Source organism: Nonomuraea angiospora, assembly GCF_014873145.1.
GTDB lineage: Bacteria > Actinomycetota > Actinomycetes > Streptosporangiales > Streptosporangiaceae > Nonomuraea > Nonomuraea angiospora.
On the sequence record NZ_JADBEK010000001.1, the window covers coordinates 10296798 to 10311179 of the forward strand.

General features: G+C 69.5%; 10 protein-coding genes. 8 read left to right on the forward strand and 2 right to left on the reverse strand.

The window, feature by feature from the left end; translation table 11 throughout:
• Positions 1-14 precede the first annotated feature (14 nt).
• Positions 15-1592, reverse strand: coding sequence for a malate synthase A (aceB, locus tag H4W80_RS47535; RefSeq protein WP_192791075.1), 1578 nt, complete (start codon positions 1590-1592; stop codon positions 15-17).
• Between the two features lie 153 nt (positions 1593-1745).
• Here aceB and H4W80_RS47540 point away from each other — a divergent pair, with 153 nt between their 5' ends.
• The 7 genes from H4W80_RS47540 to holA all read left to right on the forward strand — a co-directional run bounded on the left by H4W80_RS47540 (position 1746) and on the right by holA (position 12386).
• Positions 1746-2438 carry a DUF4097 family beta strand repeat-containing protein gene (locus tag H4W80_RS47540; RefSeq protein ID WP_192791076.1) on the forward strand — a complete coding sequence of 231 codons (693 nt, stop codon included), beginning with the start codon at positions 1746-1748 and terminating at the stop codon, positions 2436-2438.
• An 84-nt stretch (positions 2439-2522) separates the two neighbouring features.
• On the forward strand, positions 2523-3941 hold the full coding sequence (gene hflX / locus H4W80_RS47545) for a GTPase HflX (protein ID WP_192794158.1): 1419 nt from the start codon (positions 2523-2525) through the stop codon (positions 3939-3941).
• 531 nt (positions 3942-4472) lie between these two features.
• On the forward strand, positions 4473-5681 hold the full coding sequence (gene hutI, locus H4W80_RS47550) for an imidazolonepropionase (RefSeq protein ID WP_192791077.1): 1209 nt from the start codon (positions 4473-4475) through the stop codon (positions 5679-5681).
• A gap of 14 nt (positions 5682-5695) precedes the next feature.
• A complete protein-coding gene (locus H4W80_RS47555) occupies positions 5696-6508 on the forward strand; it encodes a DegV family protein (protein WP_192791078.1) in 813 nt (270 codons plus the stop codon).
• 1128 nt (positions 6509-7636) lie between these two features.
• Positions 7637-8050: a ComEA family DNA-binding protein gene (locus tag H4W80_RS64045; protein ID WP_318787389.1), complete on the forward strand. Its 414-nt coding sequence runs from the start codon at positions 7637-7639 to the stop codon at positions 8048-8050.
• 769 nt (positions 8051-8819) lie between these two features.
• Positions 8820-10934 carry a ComEC/Rec2 family competence protein gene (locus H4W80_RS47565; protein ID WP_225964057.1) on the forward strand — a complete coding sequence of 705 codons (2115 nt, stop codon included), beginning with the start codon at positions 8820-8822 and terminating at the stop codon, positions 10932-10934.
• A 480-nt stretch (positions 10935-11414) separates the two neighbouring features.
• Entirely contained in the window at positions 11415-12386 is a 972-nt protein-coding gene (gene holA, locus H4W80_RS47570; RefSeq protein WP_225964058.1) for a DNA polymerase III subunit delta, read from the forward strand.
• 296 nt (positions 12387-12682) lie between these two features.
• Here holA and H4W80_RS47575 read toward each other — a convergent pair whose 3' ends face one another.
• Positions 12683-13288: a TetR/AcrR family transcriptional regulator gene (locus H4W80_RS47575; protein ID WP_192791080.1), complete on the reverse strand. Its 606-nt coding sequence runs from the start codon at positions 13286-13288 to the stop codon at positions 12683-12685.
• A gap of 70 nt (positions 13289-13358) precedes the next feature.
• On the opposite strand from H4W80_RS47575, the gene H4W80_RS47580 reads away from it, so the two are divergent.
• Positions 13359-14252 (forward strand): NADP-dependent oxidoreductase, encoded by an 894-nt coding sequence (locus H4W80_RS47580; protein WP_192791081.1) that lies wholly within the window; start codon positions 13359-13361, stop codon positions 14250-14252.
• Positions 14253-14382 lie beyond the last annotated feature (130 nt).

Sequence of the window (14382 nt, forward strand, 5' to 3'; positions counted from 1 at the left end):
TCTTTTTCCTAGTTCTACGGCATTTGAGCATAGGCGGGAAGCGTCAGGAACTCGGCGAAGTCGTCGTCCAGCGCCACCTGCTTGAACAGCGCGGTCGCCTGACCGTACAGCTTCTCGTCGTGGCCGGGCTCTTCGGCGATCTTGTCGAGCTCCTCCGCGATGATCTGCTCGACCAGTTCCTTCGTCACCTGGGCGCCCGTGTCGGCGAGCGTGATGTCGTTGTGGATCCACTGCCAGATCTGCGAGCGCGAGATCTCGGCGGTGGCGGCGTCCTCCATGAGGTTGTGGATCGCCACCGCGCCCAGGCCGCCCATCCAGGCGGCGAGGTAGCGCAGCGCCACGTCCACGTTGTTGCGCAGCCCGGTCTCGGTGATCTCGCCCGGCGTCTCGGAGACGGACAGCAGCTCGGCCGCGGTCACGTTGACGTCCTCGCGCAGCCGGTCGAGCTGGTTGGGCCGCGACCCCAGCACGCCGTCGAACACCTCGCGGCAAACCGGCACCAGGTCGGGGTGCGCCACCCACGAGCCGTCGAAGCCGTCGCCCGACTCGCGCGTCTTGTCCGCCCGCACCTTCTCCAGCGCCACGGCGTTCACCTCGGGGTCGCGCCGGGAGGGGATGAAGGCCGCCATCCCGCCGATGGCGTGCGCGCCGCGCTTGTGGCAGGTGCGCACCAGTAGCTCGGTGTACGCGCGCATGAACGGGGCCGTCATCGTGACCGCGTTCCGCTCGGGCAGCAGGAACTCGCGGCCCCGGGTCCGGAACTTCTTGATCACGCTGAACAGGTAGTCCCAGCGGCCCGCGTTGAGCCCCGCCGAGTGGTCGCGGAGCTCGTACAGGATCTCCTCCATCTCGAACGCGGCCGGGTAGGTCTCGATGAGGACGGTCGCCCTGATCGTGCCGTGCGGGATGCCGAGGAGCTCCTGAGCCCTGGTGAACACGTCGTTCCAGAGCCGCGCCTCCAGGTGGGACTCCATCTTGGGGAGGTAGAAGTACGGGCCCTTGCCCTTGTCGATCTGCCGCTGGGCGCAGTGGAAGAAGTAGAGCCCGAAGTCGAACAGCGAGGCCGAGACCGGCTGCCCGTCCACCCGGGCGTGCTTCTCGTCCAGGTGCCAGCCGCGCGGGCGCACGACGACCGTGGCCAGCTCGTCGTCGGGCCTGAGCGCGTACGACTTGCCGCCGGTCTCGAAGTCGATCGTGCGGTCGAGCGCGTCGCGCAGGTTGAGGTGGCCGCTCACGCAGTTCTCCCAGAGCGGCGAGTTGGCGTCCTCGAAGTCGGCCAGCCAGACCTTGGCGCCGGAATTGAGCGCGTTGATGGTCATCTTCTTGTCGACCGGGCCGGTGATCTCCACCCGGCGGTCCTCCAGGCCGGGCGCGGGCGGGGCGACCTGCCAGTCGGCCTCCCTGACCTGCTTCGTCTCCGGCAGGAAGTCGAGCAGGCCGCCCGCCGACAGCTCCGCCTGCCGCGCCTGGCGGGCCTCCAGCAGCTCCAGCCGCCTGGCGCCGAACTCCCGCTGGAGAGTCGCCACGAAATCGAGCGCCTCAGGCGTGAGGATCTCGTCGAACCGGTCGAGCATCGGGCCGGTGATCTCCATGGGGTGCCTTTCCGCTTCGTGGAAAATGACTTCTGGATTGTGGAAGTGAAGTTACTCCCCTGGTAGTCCCGGGTCAAAGGTTGGGGTTCCTTCGGGGAGTCGTCGGGGGCATCCCCGATGTCGTCAGGGGCGTGCCCGGACAAGATTGACGGCATGAAGACCATCGCGATCGCGGGCGGGCTGCTGGCCTCCGCGCTGATGCTGACGGGATGCGGGCTGGCGAGCATCACCGGACCGGCCAGCGAGGAAACCTCGTCCTACGAGGTGACGGACAAGGTCGCCCGGCTGCAGGTCAAGAACGGCGCGGGCCAGACCGTGGTGACCGGGACCGATGGCGGCACCGTACGCGTCACCGAGACGCTGCGCTGGCGCGGCGACGCCAAGCCGAAGGCGGAGCACGGCGTCGAGGGCGACGGGCTGGTCCTGTCCTACGACTGCCCGTCGAACCTGGGCACCTGCAGCGTCGACTACAAGATCGAGATCCCCAAGGGGCTGGCCGTCGACCTGGAGAGCGGCTCCGGCGACGCCACGCTCAGGGGCCTGGCCGGAGAGCTGAACGTACACGTCGGCTCCGGCGACCTGGACGCCGCCGACCTGGCGGGCAAGAAGATCGTCGCGGAGGCGGGGTCCGGAAGCGTCGAGCTCAAGTACACCGCCGTGCCCGACAGCGCCGAGCTGCAGGCCGGCTCCGGGGACATCGTGCTCCGCGTGCCCGACGGTGCCTACGACGTGAAGACGCAGGTGGGGTCGGGTGACGCGAACGTCTCGGTCAAGAAGGACAGCTCCTCGCCGCACAAGATCTCGCTCAAGACCGGATCCGGCGACGTCACGGTGTCCGCCGGATAAGGGGGTGATTGTGGCGAGGGTGTCGTGCCACCATCGTGGGAAGACACCGAGGTGTCCAGACGTTCCCTAATAGAGATGACACGAATGCACGAATACACCGCGCTCGACCTCGACGAGTTCGAGACCGGCGACATGGACCTCGAGGAGCGCCAGGCGCTGCGCCGCGTGGCGGGCCTCTCCACCGAACTCCAGGATGTCTCCGAGGTCGAGTACCGGCAGCTGCGGCTGGAGCGGGTCGTCCTCGTCGGCGTCTGGACGTCAGGCACAGTGGAGGACGCGGAAAACTCCCTGCTGGAGCTCAAGCTCCTGGCCGAGACGGCTGGGTCGCAGGTGCTCGACGGCCTCGTCCAGCGCCGCCAGAAGCCCGATCCGGCCACCTACATCGGCTCGGGCAAGGCGCTCGAGCTCCGCGACGTGGTCGAGTCGACCGGCGCCGACACCGTGATCTGCGACGGTGAGCTGACCCCCGGCCAGCTCCGCCAGCTCGAGGAGACGGTCAAGGTGAAGGTCATCGACCGCACCGCCCTGATCCTCGACATCTTCGCCCAGCACGCCAAGAGCCGCGAGGGCAAGGCCCAGGTCGAGCTGGCGCAGCTCCAATACCTGCTGCCCCGCCTGCGCGGCTGGGGTGGCAACCTGTCCAGGCAGGTCGGCGGTCGCGCCGCGGGCGGCGTCGGCATCGGCGGCCGCGGCCCCGGTGAGACCAAGATCGAGCTGGACCGGCGCCGCATCCGCGAGCGGATGGCCAAGCTGCGCCGCCAGATCAGCGGCATGTCCACCTCACGCGACACCATGCGCTACCAGCGCCAGCGGCGCGAGGTCCCCGCCGTGGCCATCGCCGGCTACACCAACGCGGGCAAGTCCTCGCTGCTCAACCGCATCACGGGAGCCGGGGTGCTGGTGGAGGACGCGCTGTTCGCCACCCTCGACCCGACCGTGCGCCGGGCGCGCACGGCCGAAGGCCGGCTCTTCACGATCGCCGACACCGTGGGCTTCGTGCGGCACCTGCCGCACCAGCTCGTCGAGGCGTTCCGCTCGACGCTGGAGGAGGTCGCCGAGGCCGACCTGATCCTGCACGTGGTGGACGGCTCGCACCCCGACCCCGAGGGCCAGCTGGCCGCCGTGCGCGAGGTGCTCGGCGACATCGAGGGCGCCTCGGAGATCCGCGAGATCGTCGTGATCAACAAGGCCGACGCGGCCGAGCAGGACGTGATCGACCGGATCATGCGGCGCGAGCGCGACTGCGTCGTGGTGTCGGCGCGGACCGGCCGCGGCATTCCCGAGCTGATGGAGGTCATCGAGCGGGAGCTGCCCCGGCTGGACCACGAGATCCAGCTGCTGGTGCCGTACAACAGGGGAGACCTGATCTCCCGGGCCCACAAGGAGGGCGAGGTGCTCTCCGTGGACCACGTGGAGGACGGGACGATCCTGCACGCCCGGGTGCTGCCCAGCCTGTGGCAGGAGCTCGAGCGGGTGGGCAAGCCCGTGGAGCGGGTCTTCTAACCCTCCGGTCACCCCCCGGTTTCGTCGTTGCGGCCGGGCGACTCCCACACAAGCGGTACGGTGGGGTCGCCCGGCCGTGGCGCTGGTGGGGTGGCCCTCGCCGCAAAGCGCGCATGGCTACCCAAAAGCGGCAGTGGTCCCCGAACCCTGGGGTTGCTAGAATCGGCCAGACCCTTTACGCGGTCGGGTTTCTAGGTTTCGGTTCTGGGTTTCGGATGATGACTCTGGTGATTGAGGTCGTCAACGGGAGCCTTGGGGACGAGGTGGGGCTGGGTGACGGTTGGGATCAGTGGTCTTTCTTCCGAATAACCCTGTACAGCAAGCCCAGCTGTGAAATAACGTAACTGAACTGAAATCGCCGGATCATGACTCTGGCGATACGGTCACCGCACAACAAGATGCGGATGAGAGCAGGAGACCCCCCATGTCGTCCGGACCCGGAGCGGACTCAGTGGGCGCGGCACAGCCCCTGAGCTGTGCGCTGCGCCCATGCCGGTGCGCGGGCGGGGGATCACGCAGGGCGGTGATGCGGTGACCGTTCGACTGCTGACCAACATCGGCCGCCTGTGGACCGGCAACGAGGTCCTCAGCAACGCCGCCATCCTCGTGCACAACGACCGCATCGCGTGGGTCGGGCGCGCACCCGACCTCCCGCAGAGCGTCCCCGGGGTCGTCGACGACATCGTCGACGTCGACCACGTCGAAAACCTCGGCGGCGCGCTCGTCACGCCCGGTCTCATCGACGCGCATACCCACCCCGTCTACGCCGGCAACCGCTACGCCGAGCTGGCCATCCGCACCGGCGGCTCCAGCGCCGCCTCGATCACCGCGGCGGGCGGCGGCGTGGGCTCCACGGTCACCGTGACCCGCGGCACCGACCCGTGGACCCTGTGCAACGGCGTGCGCGAGCGGCTGCGGAGCTGGCTGCTCAGCGGCACCACCACGGTCGAGGCCAAGACCGGCTACCACCTCACCCGCGACGGCGAGCTGGCCGACGTGCGGCTCCTGCGCGAGCTGGAGAAGGAGCCGATGATGCCGCGGGTGCACGTCACCTTCCTGGCGGCGCACACCGTGCCGCCCGAGTACTTCGGGCGGCAGCGCGAATACGTCGAGGCCGTGGGTGCCTGGTGCGCCGACGCCGCCGCGGCGGGCGCCGACAGCGTCGACGTCTACTGCGACGAGGGCCACTTCACCACCGAGGAGTCCCGCTGGGTGCTGGCCTCGGGGCGCAACGTCGGGCTGCTGCCGCGCATCCACGCCGGCCTCTACAGCCGCCGCGGCGCCGTCCAGCTGGCCGCCGAGCTCGGCTGCGCCTCCGCCGACGGGCTGCACCACATGTCGGACGAGGACATCGCGATCATGTCCCGCTACGGCGTGCCCGCCGTCGTCTGCCCGGCCACGGCCCTGCAGCGCGGCCACCTCCCGCCGGTCCGCCAGATGATCAAGCATGGCGTCCAGATCGCCCTCGGCAGCGACCACAACCCCGGCTTCTGCGGCATCACCTCGATGTCGCTGGTCATCGCCATGGCGGTGTCGGCGTTCGGGATGAGCGTCAACGACGCCCTGCGCGCGGCCACCCTCGGCGGCGCCACCGTCCTGGGCGCTCCCGACCGCGGCGTCCTGGCGCCGGGCCGGCTGGCCGACATCGTGCAGTGGGACGCCGACCACGAGGGCGCCTTCGCCTGGTCCTTCGGTCTCAAGCCGCGCCGCGTGTGGCGGGGTGGGACGCCGGTCCAGTAGTTACTCTCGGGGTTATGCCGCCCTCGGTCGCCGTGGTCACCGACTCGACCGCCTACCTGCCCGCCGTACCAGGTGTCACGGTCGTCCCCGTCCAGGTGATCGCCGGCGGGGTCTCGTACGACGAGCCGCTGTTCACCGGCGACCTCACCGCCGCCACCACCTCCCGACCCGCCCCGGAGAGCTTCGCCTCCTGCTACGCCTCCCTGGCGGCCGCCGGTGCGACAGCGATCGTCTCGATCCACGTTTCCCGCGACATGTCCGGCATCACCGATTCCGCACTGACCGCCGCGGCCGACGCGCCCGTGCCCGTGGACGTCATCGACAGCCGCTCGATCGCCATGGGCCTCGGCTACCCGGTCCTGGCCGCCGCCCGCGCCGCTACGAGCGGCGCCGCCCTTCCGGCGGTGACGGCGGCGGCCCGCCGCTGCATGGAGACCACCCGGACGTTCTTCTACGTGGACACCCTCGACGCCTTACGACGCAGCGGCCGCATCGGCACCGCCGCCTCCCTCGTCGGCTCGGCCCTCATGATCAAGCCCCTGCTCCACATCGCCGACGGCCGCATCTCGCTCCTGGAGAAGGTCCGCACGTCCTCCCGCGCCATCGCCCGCCTGGAGGACCTCGCCGTCCACGCGGCGGGCGAGGGGGCCGTGGAGGCGGCCGTACAGCATCTGGGGGCGAGCGAGCGCGCCGAGGCCCTGGCGGAACGCCTGCCGAAGCGGTTGGGCGGTCTGGTGGAGCTGCGGGTGGTGGAGGTGGGGGCGGTGATCGGCGTCCACGTAGGGCCCGGCATGCTGGGCCTCACGGTCACATCCCACACCCCCTGACCTTTGGCGAAGCCAAACGCACGCCACCTCGCCTGAGGGACCCCAGCCCCCAAATCGCCCGGCAGGCCCTTACCCTCCGAGGCCCAGCATGGCGTCTTCGGCCCGGACACCCGGCAGGCCCCTTGCCCTCCGAGGCGCAGCATGGCGTCTTGGGCCCGGACACCCGGCAGGCCCTTAGCTTTCCGACGCCCAGCAGGGACCTCAGCCCCACATCTTCCAGCCCTGTGATGCCCGGCGGAGCCGTCCAACCCTGGGCACCCAACGCGCCCCTCCAGCCTGGCGACACCCAGCACAACAGCCCGGCCCGGCGACACCCATCCATGACCCTTCAGGCTCCTGCGCAGTCCTTGAGCGCGTTTGCACGCTCACCTTGATCGCGCCGACCTTGTTGTCCACACCCCCTGCGCTCATCTCCCACCCCATCCCCAGAACGCGGTTCGGAACCTCCACGAGCACCGCCGAGGATCTACCTTCTCAGCCGTGCGAACCCCCGACCCCACGGCAGAGCGGACCATAGCCGAGTCCCGGCTACGGTCGATCACCGCGCCTTCCCGCCGCTCCCGCCGTTCTCTCGGCCGGCTCACCGGCGCCATGCCCGAGCCGGCGGCCGGGGATCAGGCACGGAGCCACACCTCAGCACACCAAGCCGGGCAGCCCTCAACCGAGTCCCATGAGAGCGAAGCCTGGGACGAGGCCGCCCTCACCACCCTGCGCCAGGGAAGCCGCTGGGAGCACCCTGCACCCGCAGCATCAGGTGGTGGGAAAAGCCGCTGGGACGACGCTCCCTCAACACTCTCAGAGCGACATGACCATGACGATGCCGTCACCTCACCCGCACCCGGCCAAATCCCCAACCAGCAACCAAAAGCATCGCCATCACCCGACCCAAGGTGCGGACCCGCCCCCGTACCACCCACCTTCCAAGCATTCCGCGCAGCCCTCACCTCCCAAGCCCCAGCCCTCGACCCAGGCAAGCCCGGCCTCCGAGTCCTGCTGGCCTTGGGAGCCCTCGCGGCAGCCGTAGCAGTGTTCTTCCTCTGGCGCTCCCAGCCCGCACCGGAGCCCTTGCCTCCTCCCGCCCCGATCTCACAGCCACCAAAATCGCCGTCCCCGACCGCCGTCGCCAAGGTGACCGTCCACGTCACCGGCAAGATCCGCAAACCGGGCGTCTACCTCCTCCCCGCAGGCGCCCGAGTCACGGACGCGGTGGCAGCAGCCGGCGGCGTGTCCCGCGGCGCCTCCCCAGGGGCACTCAACCTCGCCAGACGCCTGATCGACGGCGAGCAGATAGTCGTGGGCGCCCCCGCCGGCCAGGCAACTCAGGCCTCAACCAGCACAGACCCGGCCACCACCGTGCTCGACCTCAACTCCGCCACAACCGACCAACTCGAACAACTCCCAGGAGTGGGCGAGGTCCTGGCGGCCCGCATCGCCGAGTTCCGAGACGCCCACGGCGGCTTCACCACCGTCGAACAACTACGCGAGGTAACCGGCATAGGCCCACGAAAGTACGACGAAATCAAACCAAAGGTCCGCGTCTGACATGGCCACCCCGCGTACCGACAACGCCCACCCAACATCTCCAAGGCAACACAACGCCAACCCCCGACCCGACGGCACCCGGCCCGCCGACGGAGCCGGCACGAGCACCGGAGCCCCTCACCCCGATCCCGACACTGCCCAGCGTGAACACACCTGGCCCCTCATCCTCCCCGCACTCGCCGCCTGGGCAAGTGCCCTGGTCCTACTCGGCTGCTCCGCCCACACAGCCCTGATCGTCGCCCTATCCACATCCCTGGCCGCCGCAGCCGTAGCCTGGCCCGCCCGATCCACACTGCGCCGCACCCGCTTCCCATCCCGGCAAGCACCCAACACCCGGACCACCCAACACGGAGACCCGGCCACCCAGCACGAGGGCTCGACCGCCCGGTATGGGGACTGGGCCGCCGGGTGCGGGACCATGATCGACCAGCGCCTCGCCAGCCGCGCCTGGCCCTGGCCCACCCACCTCCCGATCTTGCTGGCCAGGCTCACTCATCGGTCTCCGCGGCCTTCGATGTCCATGGATGGACGTTCACAGTCACCCACCGACACCGCCCACCCTGCATGGGCCCCACCCCGCCAGACGTGGCGAGAACTTTGCCTCCCTTCCGGCCAGACCGAGCAGCATCAAAGTTCGCAGAATGTACGGCGACCACCTCACCCCACCCCCTGGCGCAACATCACCATCGCCACCCTCATCTGCGCGGCCGCCGCCTCGACGTCGATCGCCCTCAGAGTTCACGCCCTGACCACCGGCCCAGCAGCCGACTTGGCCAAGAAGAACACCTCCATCAAGGCCCAGATCGCCCTGACGGACGACCCCAAGCGCCGACAACCCAGAAGCGGTCACTTCAACCAAGAGAGCTACGTGACCCCAGCCACCCTGGAGATCATCCAAACGGCCGGCAACCGGCAGGCCGTCAGCGTCCCCATCACCGTTTTCGCCAACGGACACGACTGGAGCGCCCTGCTCCCCAGCCAGCACGTCGAAGTCACCGGCCGCCTGGCCAAGCCAACCCCAGGCGACCTCGTAGCGGCCATCCTCCTGGTGCAAGGTCCACCGCGAGTCCTGACACCCCCGTCCCCGCTCCAAACAGCGGCAGGCAGCCTCAGATCGGGCCTCCGGGCAGCCTCTGCCACCCTGCCGACCGACCAGCAAGGCCTCCTGCCGGGTTTGGTCGTCGGCGACGTCTCACGAATGGATCCCCAGGTCTCGTCCGACCTCAAGGAGGCGGGCCTGAGCCACTTGAACGCGGTAAGCGGAGCAAACCTCGCAATCGTGGCCGGCGCCGCCCTCGCCCTCTCCCGCCTCATCGGGCTCTCCCTCCCGGTGAGGGCCGTCTTCGCTGCCATCGCGATGCTCGCGTTCGCCGTGGTTGCCCGCCCCTCCCCGAGCGTTCTACGCGCCCTCCTGATGGGCCTTGCCGCCGCCATCGCACTGGGCACAGGCCGAGCTAAGGACGGCCTCGCGGCCCTGTCGGCAACGGTCCTCCTCCTGGTGCTGTTCGCCCCAGAACTAGCCCGTTCGTACGGCTTCGCCCTCTCCGTAGCAGCCACCGCCGGGATCCTCATCCTCGCCCCACGCTGGCGCGACCGCCTGTCATCCCCAAAAGCCGAGGACGACACCGACGATCAGAACAACACAAAGGTGCCGTACCGGTTCCCGCGTTGGATGGCTGAGGCTCTTGCTGTGCCGGTGGCCGCCCAGGTGGCGGTGACGCCCATTCTGGTGCTGATGTCGGGGCAGTTGACGCCCGTCGCCGTGATCGCCAACCTGCTCGTCGCCCCAGCGGTGGCCCCCGCGACGTTGCTCGGTTTCGGCGCCGCCCTGGTGGCACCCGTATGGCCCGGCGGTGCGGAGCTTCTCGTCGTCCCGGCCGGATACGCGGTCGGGTGGATCATCATCGTCGCCCGCTGGGCAGTGAACCTGCCTTTCGCCACCGTGCCATGGCCCGGCGGACTTCCGGGATTGGGCTTGCTGCTGCTCGCGGTGGCGGTCGTCGTGCCGATCCTGCGGCGCAGGGCATGGAGAGCCGTGGCGGTGACCGTGGCCGGGGCGGCCTTGGTCGCCGTACTGGTGATCCGGCCGATCGTCGGCTCCTGGCCACCCAAAGGGTGGCTGATGGTGATGTGCGACGTCGGTCAGGGGGACGGGCTCGTCGTGGCGGCCGGACCGGGAAGAGGGATCGTGGTCGACACGGGCCCCGATCCGATCATCATGGATCGGTGCCTACGCAGGCTCGGCGTCGACGACGTACCCCTCCTGATCCTCACCCACCCGCACGCCGACCATGTGAACGGCCTCCCCGGCGTACTCCGCAACCGGCGCGTCGGCGCCGTGGTCGTCAGCCCGCAGCGCACGAGCGCACGAGCCATCGCGCATCTCTCGGCCACGCTGGAACGCCGTGGGATACCGGAATGGACGGCCTCACCCGGAACTCGGTGGCGCTTCGGCCCGTCAGAGCTGACCGTGCTCAGTCCCGACCCCACCTTGGGCGAGATGAACGGGCAAGGAGAGGGCAGCGCCATCAACAACTCCAGCGTGGTCGTCCACGTACGCTGGCGGTCCGGATCCGTTCTGCTCAGTGGTGATCTGGAGACGGAGGCACAGGACGAACTGTTGCGCCGGACAGCGGTACAGGCCGACATCCTCAAGACCCCGCACCATGGATCCAACCGGCAATCCCCGGCCTTTTTGGCGGCTGTCGGCGCACGGGCGGCCTTGATCAGCGTGGGCGCCGACAACGACTACGGCCATCCCGCCTTGTCCACGCTTGCCGCCTTGCGTCGGCTGGGAGCCAGCGTTTACCGGACCGACCAGTCCGGCGACCTCGCCATCGTGGAGCGGGAGGGGCGGATGGCAGTAGTTCCGCGCGGCCCGTAACCCCACACCGTCCGTAGCCCATACCGTCCCGACGCAGCTCCGCAAGTCCCGCCATCCGCACCGCGCACTCCCGCAAAGCCTGCAGCCTCACGGCCTCACGGCCTCACGGCCTCACGGCCTCACGGCCTCACGGCCTCACGGCCTCACGGCCCGCAGTCCGCACACGGCCCGTCCCGACACGGCGGGCAGTGGGCCGTCTAGGGCTGGACCGCAGGGCGCTCAGATGAGCGCGGCCCGTAACCTCACACCGTCCGTAGCCCATACGGTCCCGCAGCAGCTCCGCAAGTCCCGCCATCCGCACCGCGCACTCCTGTACCACACAGAGCCCCACAAAGCCCGCAGCCCGCAGCCCACAGCCACGCAGCCCCGCAGTCCGCACACGGCCGGTCCCGACACGGCCCCGTCCCGACACGGCCCCGTCCCGGCAGGGCGTGCGCTCCGAGTACCGGGTTGTCGGTGACGCATGGCATGCTGCCTGACATGGCGGGAACCGATCCAGCACCTGTGACCCTGGTCCTCGGCGATGAGGAGCTGCTGGCCGAGCGGGCCGTGAGCACTGTCGTCGCGGCGGCGCGGGCCGGCGACCCGCAAGCTGAGGTGCATGACCTCATGGGCGGGAAGGTCGCGGTCGGTGAGCTGACGCAGCTGACCTCTCCGTCGCTCTTCGGCGATCGTTCCGTGGTGGTGATCCGATCGGCCCAGGATCTTTCCAAGGACGTCACCGCCGAGGTCGTCACCTATGCCAAGCAGCCCTCCGACGACACCGTGCTCATTCTGTCGCATCCGGGCGGGGTGAAGGGGAAGGCGCTGGTCGACGGAGTGAAGAAGGCCGGGGCCCAGGTGGTCACGGTCAACAAGGTCACCAAGGCGGGGGAGCGGCTCGACTTCATCAAGGGGGAGTTCAAGCGGGCCGGACGAGGGATCTCCGGGGACGCGGCCCAGGCGTTGCTCGACGCCGTGGGCAACGACCTGCGGGAGCTGGCGGCGGCGTGCAGCCAGCTGGTGTTCGACACGGAGGACAAGACGATCAGCGCGGCCGCCGTGGCCCGCTATCACAAGGGCCGGGCCGAGGTCACCGGGTTCAACGTGGCCGACTCCGCTGTCGAGGGCCGGTTGGCGGACGCGCTGGAGCAACTGCGGTGGGCTCTCGGCACTGGGGTCGCCCCCGTGCTGCTGGTGAGTGCGCTGGCCGGGGGCTTGCGATCGCTGGCCAAGGTCGGCAGCGCACCGCGCAACCTCCGAGGTGGGCAGCTGGCCAGCCATGTCGGCATGCCGCCGTGGAAGGTCGATCGGGTGAAGCGGCAGCTGAACGGGTGGGGGCCTGAAGGGCTGTCCAGGGCGATCCAGGCTGTGGCGAGTGCGGATGAGCAGGTCAAGGGTGGGGGAGCGGACCCGGCGTACGCATTGGAGCACGCGGTGCAGGTGATCGTGGCCAGCCGCACGGGGCGGTAGCCGGCGGTCGACGCCCCGCTAGGGGTGTCGGTTGGCGCCAGGCCGGAGAGGCCCATACGGACTGGCCGTACTGTACCGGGCCGTCGGGCTCGGGCTCGGGCATCGGCTCGGCGTATTGGGTGGTCCGGTGAGCGGCGCTGGTTGGGCATGCGGCCGGTGGTGCAAAGAAGGAGCGGCTTGGGTTGTTGCCCAACCGTCAAGGGCACAAGTGCCTTATCAGGCAACGATTGCCCTGTAGCTTGCGACGCGCCGGTCGGGATCCGTGCTCGGTCGGCGCGTTCTCCATCCCCAGCGCCTCACACCGCAACGCTCTCCCGCGTAGGTGGAGTGGCGCCAGCGACCGCCCAAGCCGCTTCGATCATGCGGAAGATCTCGTCCACCGCGGTTTGCGGGTCGTCCGTTTCGCGGGCGACCGAGAAGGCATCGACCACGAAGCGTGCGATTGCGCTGCAGGTCGGCGTGGTCTGCGGCAAGTCCAGGTCGGTGGCGATGGCCGTTGCCAGCGACCGGGCGTGGCGCTGTCTCATCGACTCCTCGTACTGCCGCAGCGCCGGTGATTCCTCGATCATGCGCCACAGCGGGGCGGCGCCGTCCGCCGTGCAGTGCTGCACCATGGCGTGGATCTCGCGGCGCAGAGCGGGGATGAGCGCCTCGTGCGGCTGCCGGTCGGTGACCGCCCGCATGAGGCGCTGCTCGAAGTCCTCGTCCTGCTCGAAGACCAGGGCTTCCTTCGAGCTGAAGTGGGAGAAGACCGTGGTCACGGCCACGTCGGCCTCGGCGGCTACCTCGCGGATGCCCACCGCATCGTAGCCGCGCTCGGCGAACAGGTGCAGGGCAGTGTCGGCGATCTTCTGGCGGGTTGCGGCCTTTTTGCGCTCGCGGCGTCCGGGCTGCTCGGTCATGGGTTAACACTACCAGGTGTGAAAGCATGACCGTTTCAAAAAACTAACCGTTAGTGTTATGGTCTGCCGCATGAAGAAAGTGAACTTCACCGAGTTCGGCGGTCCGGACGTCCTGCACATCATTGAGGCCGAGGAACCCCACGCGGGCCCCGGCCAGGTACGCATAGCGGTGCGGGCAGCAGGCGTGAACCCCGTCGACTGGAGAATTCGTGAAGGTCAGATTCTGAAGGCCCATCCGATCCGGCTGCCGGCCGGAGTCGGACTGGACGCCTCAGGAGTGGTCGACGAGATCGGGGAGGGCGTCGAAGGGTTCGAAATCGGCGACCGCGTGTTCGGCGAGGGCACTGACACCTACGCCGAGTTCGCCGTGCTCTCGGCCTGGGCTCGGATGCCGGACGGCCTGTCCTTCGAAGAGGCGGCCGGGTATCCCTCCGTGGTCGAGACCGCGCTGCGCATCATCGGCCAGGTCGGCGTCCAGCCCGGGCAGACGCTCCTGGTCAGTGGCGCCTCCGGCGGAGTCGGGTCCGCGGTGCTGCAGATCGCCCGCGACCGTGGCATCACGGTGATCGGCACAGCCGGGGCGGCGAACCAGGACTATCTGCGCAGCCTCGGTGCTCTCGCCACGACATACGGCTCCGGCTGGGTCGACAGAGTGCGCCGGCTCGGTCCCATCGACGCGGCCCTCGATCTCGCCGGCTCCGGCGTGATTCCCGAACTCCTGGAGCTGACCCGGGACCCGCAGAAGGTCGTCTCCATCGCCGACCTCAGCGCGCCGCAGTTCGGCGTCCGATTCTCCGGCGAGGCCGGAAGCGTGCCGGAAGCACTCGCCGAGGCCGCCGCGCTCATCGCGCGGGGGAAGCTCCACATCCCGGTCGACAAGACCTACACGCTGGCCGAAGCCGCAAAGGCGCACATCGACAGCCGCGCCGGCCACACCCGCGGCCGCCGCGTCATCCTCGTCTAGTGCCGCCTCAGGCGACGTTCGCCCTGGTCACGATCTGACGGAGGCGGACGTCGTCTGCATGCCGGTTCCGCCAGGTGATGTAGCGGCGGATCGTGCTGCCCTGTTCTTCGTGGCTGGCATGGTCGGTCCC